General features: G+C 70.7%; 12 protein-coding genes. 5 read left to right on the top strand and 7 right to left on the bottom strand.

Annotated elements, in window-relative coordinates:
* Positions 1-23 precede the first annotated feature (23 nt).
* From OOK40_RS13420 to OOK40_RS13410, 3 genes are read left to right on the top strand one after another with little or no spacing between them, the layout of a single operon-like run.
* Positions 24-929: an NTP transferase domain-containing protein gene (locus OOK40_RS13420; protein ID WP_266480333.1), complete on the top strand. Its 906-nt coding sequence runs from the start codon at positions 24-26 to the stop codon at positions 927-929.
* Positions 926-2,308 (top strand): molybdopterin molybdotransferase MoeA, encoded by a 1,383-nt coding sequence (locus OOK40_RS13415; protein WP_266480330.1) that lies wholly within the window; start codon positions 926-928, stop codon positions 2,306-2,308. The genes OOK40_RS13420 and OOK40_RS13415 overlap by 4 nt, the downstream gene beginning before the upstream one ends.
* Positions 2,309-2,367: 59 nt before the next feature.
* On the top strand, positions 2,368-3,357 hold the full coding sequence (locus tag OOK40_RS13410; RefSeq protein WP_266480328.1) for an NAD(P)H-quinone oxidoreductase: 990 nt from the start codon (positions 2,368-2,370) through the stop codon (positions 3,355-3,357).
* Positions 3,358-3,927: 570 nt separating this feature from the next.
* On the opposite strand, the gene OOK40_RS13405 is transcribed toward OOK40_RS13410, so the two are convergent.
* The 6 genes from OOK40_RS13405 to OOK40_RS13380 all read right to left on the bottom strand — a co-directional run bounded on the left by OOK40_RS13405 (position 3,928) and on the right by OOK40_RS13380 (position 11,458).
* The gene (locus OOK40_RS13405; RefSeq protein WP_323136057.1) at positions 3,928-4,470 is read right to left on the bottom strand and encodes a bacterial proteasome activator family protein; all 543 of its coding nucleotides are present in this window, start codon (positions 4,468-4,470) and stop codon (positions 3,928-3,930) included.
* A 108-nt stretch (positions 4,471-4,578) separates the two neighbouring features.
* The gene (locus tag OOK40_RS13400; protein WP_266480326.1) at positions 4,579-7,440 is read right to left on the bottom strand and encodes an ABC transporter permease; all 2,862 of its coding nucleotides are present in this window, start codon (positions 7,438-7,440) and stop codon (positions 4,579-4,581) included.
* Positions 7,437-8,189: an ABC transporter ATP-binding protein gene (locus OOK40_RS13395; protein ID WP_266480324.1), complete on the bottom strand. Its 753-nt coding sequence runs from the start codon at positions 8,187-8,189 to the stop codon at positions 7,437-7,439. Before OOK40_RS13395 ends, OOK40_RS13400 begins: the two co-directional genes overlap by 4 nt.
* 86 nt (positions 8,190-8,275) lie before the next feature.
* Positions 8,276-8,947: a PadR family transcriptional regulator gene (locus OOK40_RS13390; protein ID WP_266480321.1), complete on the bottom strand. Its 672-nt coding sequence runs from the start codon at positions 8,945-8,947 to the stop codon at positions 8,276-8,278.
* A gap of 85 nt (positions 8,948-9,032) precedes the next feature.
* Positions 9,033-9,614 (bottom strand): hypothetical protein, encoded by a 582-nt coding sequence (locus OOK40_RS13385; protein ID WP_266480320.1) that lies wholly within the window; start codon positions 9,612-9,614, stop codon positions 9,033-9,035.
* A 212-nt stretch (positions 9,615-9,826) separates the two neighbouring features.
* Positions 9,827-11,458 carry a protein kinase gene (locus OOK40_RS13380; RefSeq protein ID WP_266480318.1) on the bottom strand — a complete coding sequence of 544 codons (1,632 nt, stop codon included), beginning with the start codon at positions 11,456-11,458 and terminating at the stop codon, positions 9,827-9,829.
* A gap of 368 nt (positions 11,459-11,826) precedes the next feature.
* Between OOK40_RS13380 and OOK40_RS13375 the strand changes: the two genes are divergently transcribed.
* Positions 11,827-13,344: a protein kinase gene (locus tag OOK40_RS13375; protein WP_266480315.1), complete on the top strand. Its 1,518-nt coding sequence runs from the start codon at positions 11,827-11,829 to the stop codon at positions 13,342-13,344.
* A gap of 31 nt (positions 13,345-13,375) precedes the next feature.
* On the opposite strand, the gene OOK40_RS13370 is transcribed toward OOK40_RS13375, so the two are convergent.
* Positions 13,376-14,383 carry a phosphotransferase gene (locus OOK40_RS13370; protein WP_266480311.1) on the bottom strand — a complete coding sequence of 336 codons (1,008 nt, stop codon included), beginning with the start codon at positions 14,381-14,383 and terminating at the stop codon, positions 13,376-13,378.
* 562 nt (positions 14,384-14,945) lie between these two features.
* On the opposite strand from OOK40_RS13370, the gene pdhA reads away from it, so the two are divergent.
* Complete coding sequence (pdhA, locus tag OOK40_RS13365; protein ID WP_266480308.1) at positions 14,946-16,094, top strand: pyruvate dehydrogenase (acetyl-transferring) E1 component subunit alpha; 1,149 nt, start codon at positions 14,946-14,948, stop codon at positions 16,092-16,094.
* Positions 16,095-16,096: the final 2 nt, after the last annotated feature.

Below are 16,096 nucleotides of genomic sequence, written 5' to 3'. Positions count from 1 at the left end.
CGATCGCGGCCCATACTTCAGGCATGACCGCCTATGACGCCATCGTGCTCGCCGGGGGTGCCGCGAAGCGGCTGGGCGGGGCCGACAAGCCTGCGGTGAGAGTGGGCGGTCGGGCCCTGCTCGACCGGGTGCTCGGGGTGTGCCGTGACGCGGGGCGCACCGTCGTGGTCGGGGGGCGCCGGGCCACGGCGCGCCCCGTGGTGTGGGCCCGCGAAGAGCCCCCCGGCGGCGGGCCGCTCGCCGCGCTCGACGCCGGGGTGCGGCAGGTCGAGGCAGGAGCCGTCCTGGTCCTCTCGGCCGATCTGCCGTTCCTGGGGGAGCGGACCGTACGGCAGCTGATCGGCACCCTGGGCACGAGCGGGCGCGAGGCGGCGCTGCTCACCGATGCGGGCGGACGCGACCAGCCCCTCGTCGCCGCGTACCGCACCGAACCGCTGCGCCGTGAACTCGCCCTTCTCGCCACCGAGTACGGCAGTCTGACCGGGCTGCCCTTGCGTCTGCTGACCCAGGAGCTGGATCTCGCTCGGATCGACGCGGAGCCGCTCGCCTCCTTCGACTGCGACACCTGGGAGGACATCTCCGCCGCTCGGGCCCGCATCAGGGACCATGGGAACGTGCTGGACGAATGGATCACCGCAGTCAAGGACGAACTCGGCATCGAACTCGACGTCGACACCGGCGTCCTGCTCGACCTCGCGCGGGATGCCGCGCACGGCGTCGCCCGCCCCGCCGCACCGCTCACCACGTTCTTGGTGGGCTACGCGGCGGCCCAAGCAGGAAGCGGCGGCCCGGCGGCGGTCGCCGAAGCCGCCCGCAAGGCGGCCGCGCTCGCCGCGCGCTGGGCGGAGGAGGCCGAACAGGGAGCCCCGGGAGCCGGTCCCGCCCAGGCTTCAGGGTCTGCCGAGCCGGACAAGGGCGACGCCGGATGAACGGTCGGGACCAGGAGGCCGAATCCGACGGCGTCGAGGAAGCCCTCGCGCTCGTCGCCCGCCAGACGCGGCACGAGGACGCCCCCGGTTCGGCTCACGGCTCCGACGCCTTCTCCGCACCGACGGGCGAGGCGGCCGCGGACCGGCACCGCGCGACTTCGTGGCCCGACGCCCGGGCTCTCGCCGCGCGTATCGGGCGCGCGGCGCAGCCCCGCACCCGGCGGGTCCGGCTCGATCAGGCTCTCGGCCAGGTGCTGGCCGAGCCGCTCACCGCGCTCTGCGATCTGCCCTCCTTCGACACCTCCGCCATGGACGGCTGGGCCGTCGCCGGTCCCGGGCCCTGGACCATTCGCAGCGGCGGCTCGATTCTCGCCGGGCACGGCGAAACCCCGCCACTCCCCGACGGTGCAGCGGTACGCATCGCCACGGGCGCGCGTATCCCGCCCGAGGCCACCGCGGTGATCCGGAGCGAGCACGCCCGCACCGACGCGGACGAGGGCCAGCTGTATGCCGAGCGCGAGGTGGTCCAGGGACAGGACATCCGGCCGCGAGGACAGGAATGCCGGTCCGGCGACCACCTCCTGCCCGCCGCCTCCCTGGTGACCCCTGCCGTGCTGGGTCTCGCCGCGGCCGCCGGTTACGACGAGCTGGTCGCGGTTGCGCGGCCGCGCGTTGAAGTGTTGGTACTCGGCGATGAATTGCTCAACGCCGGACTCCCCCACCAGGGCCTCATCCGCGACGCCCTCGGGCCGATGATCGGGCCCTGGCTGGGTGCCCTCGGCGTCGATGTCGTCGCGACCCGGCGCCTCGGTGACGACGCCGAAGCCCTGCACCGCGCTGTCACGACCTCCGACGCCGATCTCATCGTCACCACCGGGGGCACGGCCGCGGGTCCCGTCGACCATGTCCACCCGGTCCTGCGGAAGGCGGGCGCCGAGCTGCTGGTGGACGGGGTGGCCGTGCGCCCCGGCCATCCGATGCTGCTGGCCCGGCTCGCGCCGCACGGCGAACTGCCGTCCAGGCACCTGGTGGGGCTGCCCGGCAATCCCCTGGCTGCCGTGTCCGGGCTGCTGACACTCGCAGAGCCGCTGTTGAGCGGACTTGCGGGGCGGCCGGCGCCCGTTCCGTATCGCGCGCCGCTACGTGACGAGGTGCATGGGCACCCGTACGACACCCGCCTTGTGCCCATCGTCCACCGCGCCGACCGGCTGGTGCCGCTGCACTACAACGGGCCCGCCATGCTGCGCGGGATCGCCGCGGCCGACGGGCTGGCCGTCGTGCCGCCGGGCGGGGCTCGGGCCGGTGATGAGCTGGATGTTCTCGACCTGCCGTGGACCTCCTGGGCGCCGTCGATTGCCGACGGAGGGTGTTTCACGTGAAACGTCCCGGCCGGGACGCCATGGCTTGAACGGCCAAGTCGCGGAGTAGCCTCGCGCCCATGCATGCGATCACGATTCCCGAACCTGGTGGTCCCGAGGCGCTTGTCTGGGCAGAGGTGCCCGATCCCGTACCCGGCGAGGGCGAGGTCCTCGTCGACGTCGTGGCCAGCGCCGTCAACCGTGCGGATCTGCTGCAGCGGCAGGGCTTCTACGACCCGCCGCCCGGCGCGTCCCCGTATCCCGGTCTCGAATGCTCGGGGCGCATTGCCGCGCTGGGCCCCGGGGTCTCGGGGTGGGCCGTGGGCGATGAGGTGTGCGCGCTGCTGGCCGGCGGCGGATACGCGGAGAAGGCCGCCGTGCCGATGGGGCAGTTGCTGCCGGTGCCGCAGGGGATGGACCTGGTCACGGCGGCGGCGCTGCCCGAGGTGACCTCGACGGTGTGGTCCAACGTGTTCATGATCGCGCACCTGCGGCCCGGAGAAACGCTGCTGGTGCACGGCGGAGCGAGCGGGATCGGCACGATGGCGATCCAGCTCGCCAAGGCGGTGGGGGCGCGGGTCGCCGTGACGGCGGGCGGGCCTGAGAAGCTGGCCCGCTGCGCGGAACTGGGCGCGGACATCCTCATCGACTACCGCGAGCAGGACTTCGTGGAGGAGCTGCGGAAGGCGACGGAGGGGGCGGGGGCTGACGTCATCCTCGACATCGTCGGCGCGAAGTATCTGGACCGGAATGTGCGGGCGCTGGCCGTCAACGGGCGCCTTGCCGTGATCGGTCTGCAGGGCGGCGTCAAGGGCGAACTGAACCTGGCGACATTGCTGGGCAAGCGGGCGGCGGTGACGGCGACGTCGCTGCGGGGCCGGCCGCTGGGCGAGAAGGCGTCGATTGTGGCGGCGGTACGGGAGCACGTGTGGCCACTGATTGAAGCGGGCCGGGTGCGGGCGGTGGTGGACCGGAGGGTGGCTTTGGCGGACGCGGCGGAGGGGCACCGGGTGCTGGAGTCCGGGGCGAATGTGGGGAAGGTGCTGTTGGTGTCGCCTGCGGGTGAGTGAAGGCGGTGGGGGTACGGGTCCACGCCGCGGGGGCGGTTCCCGCGCCGCACCAGCCCGGGGCGCGTGCCGGGGCTCGCCGCACGAAGGGTCGGATCGCCCGGGGTACCCCGGGCGCCCGCCCTTGAGAACCGGCCGCACGGGATGCCGTGTCCGGGGAGGTGCTCCCACCGGCTTCCCGGGGCCGGGCTCCAGCTCGCGGGCGTCGCCCGCCCGCCCTTGAGACGGGGGTACCGCGTACCCCCTCCACCCGCTTTGTGTGCGGGCTTCGCCGCACGGGCTGATCTGCCGGCGGGGCGCTGCGTGCCGACGCGCCGCTTGTCGGCTCCGCCGGGGCCACGCGTGGGAGCTGGGGTACTGCGTACCCGGTCGCCCCGCGGTGTGCGGGCCTCGCCGCGCACGGTTCCTGCGCGGCGAGGCCCGTACGCTGTCGCATCGCGGCTTCGTCGCAACCGCCGCCGCGCGGAGCAAGATCTCCCCGCCCACCGGCAAGCCGCGGGCAAAAAGACCGGCGGGCCGAGGTGTTCGTGCCCCGGTCCGCCGTTGTGTCGCGCGAGGATTCGCGAGGTCGAGTTACAGGTACGGGCCCGAGCGGATCGCGCCGTGCTGGCCGTCCTCGTCGTCCTCGTGGCTCGCTCCCGGCGGGAGCGCTCGGCGCATCTGTTCCAGCTGGGCGCGAGCCGCCATCTGCTGGGCGAACAGCGCCGTCTGGATGCCGTGGAAGAGGCCCTCCAGCCAGCCCACCAACTGGGCCTGCGCGATGCGCAGTTCGGCCTCCGAGGGGATTGCCTCGTCCGTGAAGGGGAGCGAGAGGCGTTCGAGTTCCTCGACCAGTTCGGGGGCGAGGCCGTCCTCCAGTTCCTTGACGGAGCTGGCGTGGATCTCCTTGAGCCGGACCCGGCTCGCCTCGTCCAGAGGTGCTGCTCTGACTTCCTCCAGCAGCTGCTTGATCATGCTGCCGATCCGCATGACCTTGGCAGGCTGCTCGACCATTTCCGTCACCGGGACCTCGCGCGACTCGTCGTCACTGTGACTGCCGCCGAGTGCCATTCCGTCCTGTCCCACGACAAGGACATGGGGGCTCTCCTGCGACCGTTCATTCCTCGGCATCTCCATGCCGCCATTCTCTCGCACATGTGCGTCACCACACGGTGTGCCCCCGTACGAGGGTGATCCACCCTCGTACGGGGGCACAAAACCGCTGGACATGGCCGGATGCGACCGTCAGGTCGCCTCTCGGCGGGAGAGCGCACCGCGGGAGCGGGTCACCAGTGCCGCCAGGAGCGCCGCGCCGACCGGGACCGCGACGAGCAGCGCGGCCAGGGTTTCCCAGGGCACGATGATCGGCACGTACGGCACCGAGTCTGCCGAGGCGAAGCCCTGGTCGAGCGCCTGCTCGTGGAACTTGATCTGATCGCGCCTCTCGGTGAGCCGAAGCCCGACCGCCGGGAGAACACCCGCCGCCGAGCCGAGGAGCACACCCATCGCGGCCACCACCCCGCACTGGAACCCGCTGAGTGTCCTGCGCACCCGCGGCGGGGCGCCGACCGCGGCCAGGGTCTTCAGGTCGGCTTCCGCATCGGCCTGGGCGAGGCCTGTGGCGATACCCGCAGCGCCGATGGTGATGAGCCCGGCGAAGACGGTCAGCGACAGCAGGATGATGCTGTTCTCGCTGGTGTAGCCATCCTCGACATCGAGATTGATGTCCGAGCCGGTCTTGTCGAGCTCGCCGTCCAGACGCTGGCGCTGCGCGCTGCTCGGCATCTTGTCGGTCGAGTAGTACGCCCCGAACGGCACCGTGGTCACACCCGCGGCCTTGGCCGCCGCAGGCGGCACGATCATGGCGACGCCGTACGAATTGGCGGTTCCGGAGACCTGGTGCGCGGTGAACGACTTGATCTCGCCCGGCGCCTCCTTGCCCTTCTCCATGGCCTCGTCGGCCTTCTTCGGGTCGGTGATCAGGCGGATGTTGATCTTGCCCTTGGCGTCGAGATTGCGCTTGTCGAACGAGACGATCTGCCCGTCCGCCAGCGCCTTCTCCGCCGCCGCGTCGTTGATCTCGAGCACGTTCAGCAGCTTCGCGTCACCAACCACCACACCCGCGTCGACATAGGCGGAGCCCGAGAGTTCCTTGCAGCGCCAGTCCTTTGCGAGTTTGCGGCGCTGCTCCTTGCTGAACTTCTCCGTGGGGTCCTCGTCCGGGTGGGCAGGGTCGGTCATCCACAGCGGGCACTGGTTGGCCTTGGGCACGACGACCTCGTAGCGGCCGCAGCCCTCGTTGACGCTGTACATCGGGCAGGAGGCTTTGCCGACCGAGATCCGGTCCACATCGGCCCGCACATCGATGGGCAGCAGCTTCTGGACGGTGGCGCGCAACGCGGGGACATCCCTGCCGCCGGCCTCGTCGAGCATCACGGAGACCGCGCCGTGCGGCAGCCGTGCCTCGTAATCGGCCTTGCCCTGCGCCTCGTTGCTCGCGGTGTACGTCGCCACGGCCACCGTGCCCGCGACGGCGGCCAGTACTGCGGCCACCGCGGGAGCCGTGCGGCCCCGGTTGCGTACCGCGTCACGCAGCGCGAGGCGCGGCGAGAGCGGCAGGATGCGCCCGGTCCGGCCGAACAGGCCCACCAGCGCGGGGGTCAGCGCGACCACGCCCAGCTCGGCGATGGCGCTGCCTCCGGCGACGACGATGGGCTGGTCCGTCATCAGCGAGCCGTAGAGCGCGATCGCCGCGCCCAGCAGGACCGCGATCAGGCCGATCACCGGCAGCACCCGGTTGCTCTTGCGTACGCCACGACGGCCGGTGAGCGAGGCCAGCACGGACTGACGGGACGAGGTGACCGCCGGGACGATCGCGGCCATCAGGCCCGTGAACACAGCCAGCAGACCGATGCCGAGCAGTTCGAGCGGCCGTACGTCGAAGCTTCCGAAGCGAGCGCCCATGTAGTCCTCGAGGACCGGCTGCAACGCGAAGGTGAGCAGCAGACCGAGGACCGTGCCGACCACGGCCGCGGCGAAGCCGATCACCAGGCCACCGGCGAGGACGATGGCACGGATATGGCGGCGGTCTCCTCCGTTGGCGCCGACCAGACCGAGCTGGCGGCGCGAGCGGCGGGCGCCGACCGCGAAGGCGGGCCCGGCCAGCAGGCAGATCTCCAGCATGGCAAGGCCGACGACGGTGGCGACCGCGGCGAACTCGGCTGCATTGGCGGCCGCGCTGTCCTCGAAGGTGCCCCAGCCCTCTTCCTGGTAGATCGGAACGTCGGCCCTGGCGGGCGGATCGAGGGCCACGGCGCGCGAATTGACCGTCACACCCTTGGCGTTGGTCGCTTTGACCATGTTCCACGTGAAACCACCGGAGACACTCACCAGATGCGTGGTGCTGGTCTCGGTGCCGGGCAGCTCGGCCCTGTCGAGGGCCTTGTCGAGCGGCGCGAGAAGCGCGCCCGGCAGCGCGTTGACCTGGTCGGTCTTCAGCGCGTCGGGGAGTTCGTACGAGCCGACGATCGTGTACTCGCGGTCCAGCCCGCGGGCCGTGAGCTTGGAGCCCACCTTCAGACCGCTGGACTCCAGAAAGTGCGTGGTCGCGGCGACTTCGTCGGACTTCTGGGGCAGGCGGCCTTGGTCGACGACCATGATCCCCTTGGCCATCGGGTCCGAGGCCTTCAGCTCACGGATCTCGGTGTTCAACAGACCGTGCGTGGTGCGCAGCTTGCCCGAACCCAGCGAGTCCGTAAGGGTCTTGGTACCCGGCGGCAGCGCCTTGCTGATGTCCGTCTTGCCCTCGGGCCACGGCTTTCCGTCGAAGTCCCCCACCGGCGCGTAGCTGCCGGCGTCGGGCGTCTGCTTGATGGGTACGCCGCCCAGACCGGGGTCGGCCAGCCGGGCGTCGGCGGCGCCCAGCTTGCGCTCAAGGCTCTGCTCGGTCGACAACTCGGCGCTGCGCAGGGTCAGATCCGCGGCGCTCACGCCGAGGATCGGGAGGGCGATCATCGCGAGGACGAGGAAGCTGCGTCCCTTGGAGCGCAAGGCGTCGCGGCGGGCTATGCGGATCGCGGCCCGCCAGGAGTGGTACCAACTGTTCACAGTTCCGCCGCCTGGCCCGAGAGCAGCGAGTCGGCCTGGCTGCGGATGGTCTGGTCGACGACCGCGCCGTCACGCAGGAAGACCACTCGGTCCGCCCAGGCGGCGAAGCGTGGCTCGTGGGTGACGAGAACGCCGGCCGCTCCGCCGTCGCAGCGGGCGCGCAGCAGGGCGAGCACGGACTCGCCGGTCTCTGAGTCCAGGGCGCCGGTCGGCTCGTCGGCGAGGACGAGCCGCCGCTCGCCGACCAGGGCACGGGCGATGGCCACGCGCTGCTGCTGGCCGCCCGACATCTCGTCGGGGAAGCGGTCGGCGAGATGACCGAGGTCCATCTCCTCCAGCGCGGCGACGGCCTCGGTACGGGCCTTGCGTGCGGAGATGCCATCCAGCTCGCGCGGCAGGGAGACGTTCTCGGCGGCGGTGAGCGCCGGGATGAGGTTGTAGTCCTGGAAGACATAGCCGATGCTGCGGCGGCGCAGGGCGGCGAGCGTCTTGCGGTGGGCGGTGGTGATGTCGGTGTTCTCGACGATCACCCGGCCCGAGGTGGGGGTGTCGAGGCCGCCCGCGATGGTCAGCAGCGTGGACTTGCCGGAGCCCGACGGGCCCATGACGGCGACGAGTTCGCCGGGGAAGACATCGAGGTTGATGCCGCGCAGGGCATGCACCTCGGTGGCGCCGCTGCCGTGGACTCGGGTCAGTTGCTGGAGTTGCAGGACGGGCTGTTGTGACTGCTGTGACGTGCGGTCGGACATGAAGGGGTCCCCCTTGGACGGACGGCGAACGAACGAGCGGATGTACGAAGAAGTCGAGAAGCGAAGAGGCTGAAAGAGGCAGGACGCTAGGTCGGCGGCGCGGGGCGCCCCGGCGCCGGTGCCGCGGACCGCCCCTGCGCCGACGACGAGGCGGGCTGCGCGGGAGACCCGATCAGAGAAGCGGCCGTCGGGCGTTCGGCTCCCCGATTCGCTGTCGCGGAGAGCCTGATGAGACGGACCTCGCAGTGGTCGAGCCAGCGGGCCTCGGCCTCGGTCTGGAAGATCAGCTGCTCGAGCACGAGGAGCCAGGCCACGTCGTCGCGCTCGGCCGAGCCCCCGCTCTCGATCGCGGCCAGTGCCTGCGCCTTGAGCCGGGTGTAGTCCTGCATCGCCTTCACGGTGTGGTGGCGCTGGGACTGGATGACATTGCGGATGTCCACGCCGGGCGCGCCCACGGCCATGGCGAGCTTGATGGCGAGTTCGTCGCGGGGCGGGCTGCTGCGGTCCACGGGCGTGGCGAACCAGTTCCTCAGCTCGGTGTGCCCGGCCTCGGTGATGACGTAGAGCGCATGGCCGGCGCCGTCCTCGCCGCTCTGGGCGACCATGCCGTCGCGCTCCAGGCGGCTGAGGGTCGTATAGACCTGACCGACGTTCAGCGGCCAGGTGGCACCGGTGCGGGATTCGAACTCCGTACGGAGCTGAGAGCCGTAGCGAGGGCCGTGCTCAAGGAGGGCGAGAAGCCCGTGGCGGATGGACATACTCAGTATGTATACCGAGTATGCCGCCGACGGCAACCCATCGATAGGCGGAGCCTGTGCATCCGTCTTAAGGAGGACGGCGCGTTCAACGACGCCGCAGCCGCACCCCGAGGAAGCCGATTCCGAGCCCCATGAGGGCCATTCCGATCCCCAGCGACATCGGGGAAATCTGCTGAGCGACGGGCTGGGGGAGGGCCTGAGGTGCCTGCTGACGTGCGGCCGCGGGCGCACTGGGGATCGGCGCGGGCGACGCAGAGGCCTCGGCTTCCTCCTGCTCGCCCGTCGTGAGTTCCTCGTCCTCCGCGGGAGGGGGCTTCCGCTGGGACGGGCGCGTACGGGACGGGGCGGCCGAAGCGGATTGTGACGCGGAAACCGAAGGGGAAGGTGATTCGGACGGCCTACGGCCCGGCCGGTCCTCGCGATCCGCCTCCCCGGGCTCGTCCCGGTCCTGCGACGCGTGAGTCCTGTGCTTCTCGGGAGTACGTCCCGGCCGCGGGCGCCCCTCACCGGCCGGGCGGCCCGCGAGAGAAGAGGAGACGGCGGGCGTGGCCGCCGCCGGAGTCAGCTCGGGAGCCTCGGACTCCTCGGCGTACGCGACGGGCGTGGCCAGCAGGAGGAGCGAGGCGACTGTGATCGCACAGTGGTGTGTGCGGAGCGCTGGAGTCACCGGGTGACCCCCTCCCGTGCCGAGTCGCCGAGATATCGGACTCAGCGTCACATACCATGGCAATTCCGGCATCCCGGGCGGGCGCACGGGGGAATCTTGGGGAATCTTGAGAGAAATCGCGACGGCACCAGGAGAACGGCCCGGCACGCATGGTGCGCGCCGGGCCGTTCCCGTCGAGCGATGTGAAGCGATGTGGAGCGCTGAGGTCCGGGTCAGCCGGCCTTGCCCGTGGAGATCGTGAGTTCGAACTCCTGGCTCTTCGGCACCACGGCCTCGCCCGAGCTCGGGTACTGCGAGATCACCGCGTCCTTGGGGTACTGAGGGTTGTCCTCCTCGACCACCTTCCAGGTCCAGCCGGCCGCCCGCAGACAGTCCTTCACCGAGAGGACGTCCTTGTAGAGAAGCTGAGGGGCCTGGACCTTCGACGGGTCGGTGCCGTCCTCCATGGCGTCCGAGCACTTCGTCTTGTCGATCGTCCGGGTCCGGTCCGGCGCCAGAGCCCCGTCCGCATTCGCCGACTCGCTCGCACTCGGGTCCCCGCCGACGTTGTCGTCGCCCGGGTCGCCGTTGTTCAGCGCGATCGCCGTGATCAGGCCGCCGACCGCCAGCAGGGACACCACGATGGCGCCCACGACGACCGGCATGTTCCGCTTGCCACCTCGGTTGCCCCCGCTGCCTCCCGGGACCGCTGTCTGCGGAGAGATGGAGTACGGAGGCGGCGTCGAGACCCCCTGAGCGGGCGCCTGGTATGCCGGTACCGGGGCCGGCGTGTGCGGGTACCCGTAGTGCGGCGCCGGAGCCGGCGCGGGTGCCGGAGTCGGCGGGCCGTACGGGCCCGGCTGGTAGGGCGTCTGCACGCTCTGCGGCGCCGGAGTCGACTGGTCCAGCGGCGGGAAGACCGCCGAACCCACCCCCGCGCCACTCGTCGTCGGAGCGCCGCCGATGATCACCGGCGCGCCCGTCCGACCGGCGCTCGCCACCCGCGCGCATTCGTCGCGCATCGCGGCGGCGCTGGGGAAACGCTCGTTCGGGTTCTTCTTCAGTGCCCGAGCGACCAGCGCGTCCATCGCGGGGGTGACGGAGCGGTTGATCGTGGACGGAGCGACCGGCTCCTCCTGCACATGCGCGTACGCGATCGCCAGCGGCGAGTCCGCGTCGAACGGCAGCCGGCCGGTCAGCAGCTGGAACAGCATGATGCCGACGGAGTAGAGGTCGGACCGCGCGTCCACACCGCGGCCCAGCGCCTGTTCGGGCGACAGATACTGCGGCGTACCGACCACCATGCCGGTCTGGGTCATGGAGGTGACGCCCGACTGCATGGCGCGCGCGATTCCGAAGTCCATGACCTTCACGACATTGCGCTTGGTCATCATCACGTTGCCGGGCTTGATGTCCCGGTGGACCAGGCCCATCTCGTGGCTGGTCTCCAGCGCGGCCAGCACATCGGCCGTCACCTTCAGCGCCTTGTCGGCGGGCATCGCGCCGTACTGCGCGATGTCCGCCTGCAGTACGGATCCGAGCGGCTGGCCCTCGACGTACTCCATGACGATGTACGGCATCAGCGAACCGTCGAGTTCGTCCTCGCCGGTGTCGAAGACCGAGACGATGTTGGTGTGCGACAGCTTGGCGACGGCCTGCGCCTCGCGCCGGAAGCGCTCACGGAAGGACTGCTCGCGTCCGAGCTCGGTGTGCAGCGTCTTGATGGCGACCTGGCGGTCGAGCGCCGAGTCGTACGCGAGATATACGGAGGCCATGCCGCCCTCGCCGAGCAGGTCGCGGAGCTGATAGCGCCCGCCGGCGACCGAACCTCCCGCATAGCGGCCCTGTGCGCCGTCGTGGCTCATGCTCTGCTTCCCCCTCGGCGCGAAGGCCGCGATGCCCGCGTTGCCCACAAATGCCCGCGATGCCTGCGATGCCTGCGATCCGCATTCCCGTGATCCGTATGTACGGGCCAAGTCTGCCCGAGGGCACAGACACGTCAAGCCGGGTGCCCGTTCCGTGACCGTACGCACAAGAAGAGACTCGGAAGCGTTACAGGAACCGCATGGAATTTGCGCGGCAGCGGCGGCAGCGGTTGGATGGCCGGTCCCTCTCGAACCGGCGCGCCCCGCGAAGGCTGTAGCGTGACGTGGCAGAGGACCCCTGAGGACTTAAGAACACCCGCACGCACAGTACACACAGTGCACGCGGACAGATACGACGGCGAGGACTGATGGCACCCGAACCCGAAGCAGGCGGCGGCGGAGTGCCGGGTGCGGCGGACAACTGGGGCGTCGGCGGACTGGTCGGCGACGGCCGCTACCGCCTGACGCACCCGCTCGGACGCGGCGGCATGGCCGAGGTGTTCGCGGCGGAGGACGTACGGCTCGGCCGCACGGTCGCCGTCAAGCTGCTCCGTTCCGATCTCGCCGAGGACCCGGTCTCCAAGGCCCGCTTCACGCGCGAGGCGCAGTCGGTCGCCGGCCTCAACCACCATGCGGTGGTGGCGGTGTACGACTCCGGCGAGGACGTGGTCGGCAAGCAGACCGTCCCGTACATCGTGATGGAGCTCGTCGAAGGGCGCACCATCCGCGACTTGCTGCTCAACGCGGAGGCCCCGCCGCCCGAGCAGGCGCTGATCATCGTCTCCGGTGTGCTGGAGGCGCTCGCGTACTCCCACCAGCACGGCATCGTGCACCGCGACATCAAGCCCGCGAACGTCATCATCACCCACTCCGGTGCGGTGAAGGTGATGGACTTCGGTATCGCGCGCGCTCTGCACGGCGCGCAGTCGACGATGACCCAGACCGGCATGGTCATGGGCACGCCGCAGTACCTCTCCCCCGAGCAGGCGCTGGGCAAGGCCGTCGACCACCGGTCCGATCTGTATGCGACGGGCTGTCTGCTCTACGAACTCCTCGCCCTGCGGCCCCCGTTCACCGGTGAGACGCCGCTGTCGGTGGTCTACCAGCACGTCCAGGACATCCCGTCGCCGCCGTCCGAGGTCTCGGACGCGGTGCCGCCGGAGCTCGACGGACTGGTGATGCGCTCGCTGGCGAAGGACCCGGACGACCGGTTCCAGAGCGCGGAAGAGATGCGCGGCCTGGTGCAGTACGGGCTGCAGATGCTTCATCAGCAGGGCAGCCACACCGGTACCTGGAACACCGGACCCGTCGACCTGCACGAGGGCGGATTCACGCCGGCGATGGGGACGACCGCGCCGACCGCGGTGCACCACCTGGTGCACGGCGAGACCTCGCAGAGCCCGATCCTGCCTCCGATGAACCCGAACGACGGCGGGTACGACGGCGGTGGGGACGGCCGGGACCGCCGCGGCGGCCGGGGCAAGATGTGGCTTCTCGCGGTGCTCGCCGTGCTGGCGATCGCCGGTGGTGTCGCGTTCGCGCTGAACAAGGCGAACGGCAACGGCACGGACCAGAAGCCCACCACGACGGTCTCCGAGACCCCGTCGACGCCGGACACCACGCCGACGCCGACGGAGGAGGACACCGAGCAGAGCGAGGAGACCGACCCGACGGGCGACGAGCAGCAGCCGTCGTGGACGCCCTCGTACACGCCGTCGGTCACGCCCAGCGATCCGCAGACGCCTTCGCAGGAGCCGACGACGGCCGATCCGACGGACCAGCCGACGGATCCGACGGATCAGCCGACGGATCCGACGGATCAGCCGACGACTGCGGATCCGACGGACGGTCAGACGGGGAACCCGGCCGACCCGGGCTCCGGCTGACGGACACTCAGGGGGCTTCGTTCGCGGGGTCTCAGCCGGCGAAGGCGTCCCGTACCGCCTCGTACTCCCTCGTCCACCACACCGCCAGGGCCGACGCCGCAGGAAACTGCGGGTCGGCCCTTCGGTCGTGCAATTGGTAGCGCCAGCGCAGTATCCAGAAGTCGTTGAGCCGCTCCCACCACACCCGGTGCACCGCCGCCGCCAGTTCCGCTGCGTCCGCGCCGGCCGCCCGGCGGTAGGCGCGCGCGTACGCACGTACCTTCCCCAGCTCCAGCTCACCGGCCGGCTGGACGAAGAAGATCGCCGCCGCCCGCACCGCCTCCTCCGCGCGCGGGTGCACCCCCAGCCGGTCCCAGTCGACGATCGCGGCCGGTTCCGCGCCCCGGTAGAGCAGATTCAGCGGGTGGAAGTCGCCGTGCACCCAGCAGCCCGGGGAGGCCGGAGGCGGTCTGCGGTCGGCATGGCGTTCCAGCAGCGCGCGCCGTTCGAGGAGCCTGCGCTCGGCCAGATTGTCGAAGGCGTCCCGGGGGCGGGCGGCGCGCGCGAGGGCCAGCAGTTCGTCGATGAGGGCGAAGGTCTCCTCGGGGTCGGCGCTCTCGTGCCGGCCGCGGTGGGTGGCGTCCACCTCCATGACCCGCTCCAGACAGGTGTGGACGAGACCGAGGAGGGAGCCGAGCCGCCGGGACTGGGGTGTCGTCAGCTGCGCGCCGTCGCGGTGCCGCCCCTCGATCCAGGGGTGCAGGGCGTAGCACCGTCCGCCGATCACCGCGACCGTGTCGCCGTGCGCGTCCTCGACGGGCGGGGCGACCGGGACGCCGAGCTCCTGCAGCCGCTGGGTGGCCCGGTGCTGGCGGGCGATGGCCTCGTGGTCGCCGTCGAGATGGTGCTTGAGGAAGTACGCGCCACGGGTGGTGGCGAGCCGGTAGCCGCGGTTGAGGAGCCCCTGTGTGACGGGCTCGCAGGAGAGTGGTTCGCCCGGGTTCTCGTAACGGCGCAGCAGGACACCGACGGGTGGGGCAGTTGCAGATGAGCGCGGCACTCGCCAGATGTTAGATCACGCAGCGTGGCCGGCGGGATGCTCTTCGGGATAATCCAGCATCTGTGCGGTGGACAACCGTGGCTCGGTGTATAGGAACCCGAACGGGTGACCCCCTGACCGGAGGGTGTCGGTGGCCCTTGGCGCCGGCCGTGTACGGCGGGCGCCAGGTGCCACGTCCCGTGCGCCGCCAGCAGCTCATTGCCTTGGAATACGATGATTTTTACCTCTTCGCGTACGAAAGGGGTGTCACACATCTACTCTTCCCGTGCCCGGGGTGCCCGGGATAACGTGCCGGTGTTCCGGCGGCCTGCAAGGCTGTGACCAGTGGTTGTTCCCGCATTTCTCGATTTACTTGGAAATCCAAGCAAAATCGCAGGTCAAGTGGGGTTTCGCAGTAGTGCGACCCACTGGGTAACGTGCCTTTGGCAGGCGCTCGCCGGGGCACCTGTCACGCCTGATTCCCGGCCGAGCGGCACCCACCCCGTGCACGGGTACGGAAATAGGCGAGCCGCACTGGCCACACCGGCAACCCCGGGGGCCGGACCGACGGAGGAGCACGCACGTGACCGTGGAGAGCACTGCCGCGCGCAAACCGCGACGCAGCAGCAAGCGCGTGAGCGCCGCGAAGAAGCCGCAGAGTTCTGAGCCCCAGCTCGTACAGCTGCTGACGCCCGAGGGTGAGCGCGTCGAGCACCCGGACTACGAGATCGACCTGACCCCGGACGAGCTGCGCGGGCTGTACCGGGACATGGTCCTGACGCGGCGTTTCGACGCCGAGGCCACCGCTCTTCAGCGGCAGGGCGAGCTCGGTCTGTGGGCGTCGCTGCTGGGCCAGGAGGCCGCACAGATCGGCTCCGGCCGGGCGCTGCGCGACGACGACTATGTCTTCCCGACCTATCGCGAGCACGGCGTCGCCTGGTGCCGCGGGGTCGACCCGACCAATCTGCTGGGCATGTTCCGCGGTGTGAACCACGGCGGCTGGGACCCCACCACCAACAACTTCCACCTGTACACGATCGTCATCGGCTCGCAGACGCTGCACGCCACCGGCTACGCCATGGGCGTGGCCAAGGACGGCGCCGACTCCGCCGTGATCGCGTACTTCGGTGACGGCGCGTCCAGCCAGGGCGACGTCGCGGAATCGTTCACGTTCTCCGCGGTCTACAACGCCCCGGTCGTCTTCTTCTGCCAGAACAACCAGTGGGCGATCTCCGAGCCGACCGAGAAGCAGACCCGTGTGCCGCTCTACCAGCGCGCCCAGGGCTACGGCTTCCCCGGCGTCCGCGTCGACGGCAACGACGTCCTCGCCTGCCTGGCCGTGACCCGCTCCGCGCTGGAGCGTGCCCGCCGCGGCGAGGGCCCGACCCTGGTCGAGGCGTTCACCTACCGGATGGGCGCGCACACCACCTCGGACGACCCGACGAAGTACCGTGCGGACGAGGAGCGCCAGGCCTGGGAGGCCAAGGACCCGATCCTGCGGCTGCGTACGTATCTGGAGAACGCCGGACACGCCGACGAGGCGTTCTTCATCTCCCTGGAGGAGGAGAGCGAGACGCTCGGCAAGCGGGTGCGTGAGGCGGTGCGGGCCATGCCCGACCCGGACCATCTGGCGATCTTCGAGAATGTCTACGCCGACGGGCACGCCCTCGTCGACGAGGAGCGCGCCCAGTTCCTCGCGTACCAGGCGTCCTTCGCCGAGGAGGGCAACTAATC

Source organism: Streptomyces sp. NBC_01481, from assembly GCF_026339995.1.
Classification (GTDB): domain Bacteria; phylum Actinomycetota; class Actinomycetes; order Streptomycetales; family Streptomycetaceae; genus Streptomyces.
This window is presented reverse-complemented; position numbering and strand designations above follow the sequence as displayed.

Coding starts and splice junctions, on each gene's coding strand:
- OOK40_RS13375 (WP_266480315.1), top strand. CDS start 11,827: ATGGCACCCGAACCCGAAGCAGGCGGCGGCGGAGTGCCGGGTGCGGCG.
- OOK40_RS13380 (WP_266480318.1), bottom strand. CDS start 11,458: ATGAGCCACGACGGCGCACAGGGCCGCTATGCGGGAGGTTCGGTCGCC.
- OOK40_RS13415 (WP_266480330.1), top strand. CDS start 926: ATGAACGGTCGGGACCAGGAGGCCGAATCCGACGGCGTCGAGGAAGCC.
- OOK40_RS13405 (WP_323136057.1), bottom strand. CDS start 4,470: ATGGAGATGCCGAGGAATGAACGGTCGCAGGAGAGCCCCCATGTCCTT.
- OOK40_RS13390 (WP_266480321.1), bottom strand. CDS start 8,947: ATGTCCATCCGCCACGGGCTTCTCGCCCTCCTTGAGCACGGCCCTCGC.
- OOK40_RS13410 (WP_266480328.1), top strand. CDS start 2,368: ATGCATGCGATCACGATTCCCGAACCTGGTGGTCCCGAGGCGCTTGTC.
- OOK40_RS13420 (WP_266480333.1), top strand. CDS start 24: ATGACCGCCTATGACGCCATCGTGCTCGCCGGGGGTGCCGCGAAGCGG.
- OOK40_RS13395 (WP_266480324.1), bottom strand. CDS start 8,189: ATGTCCGACCGCACGTCACAGCAGTCACAACAGCCCGTCCTGCAACTC.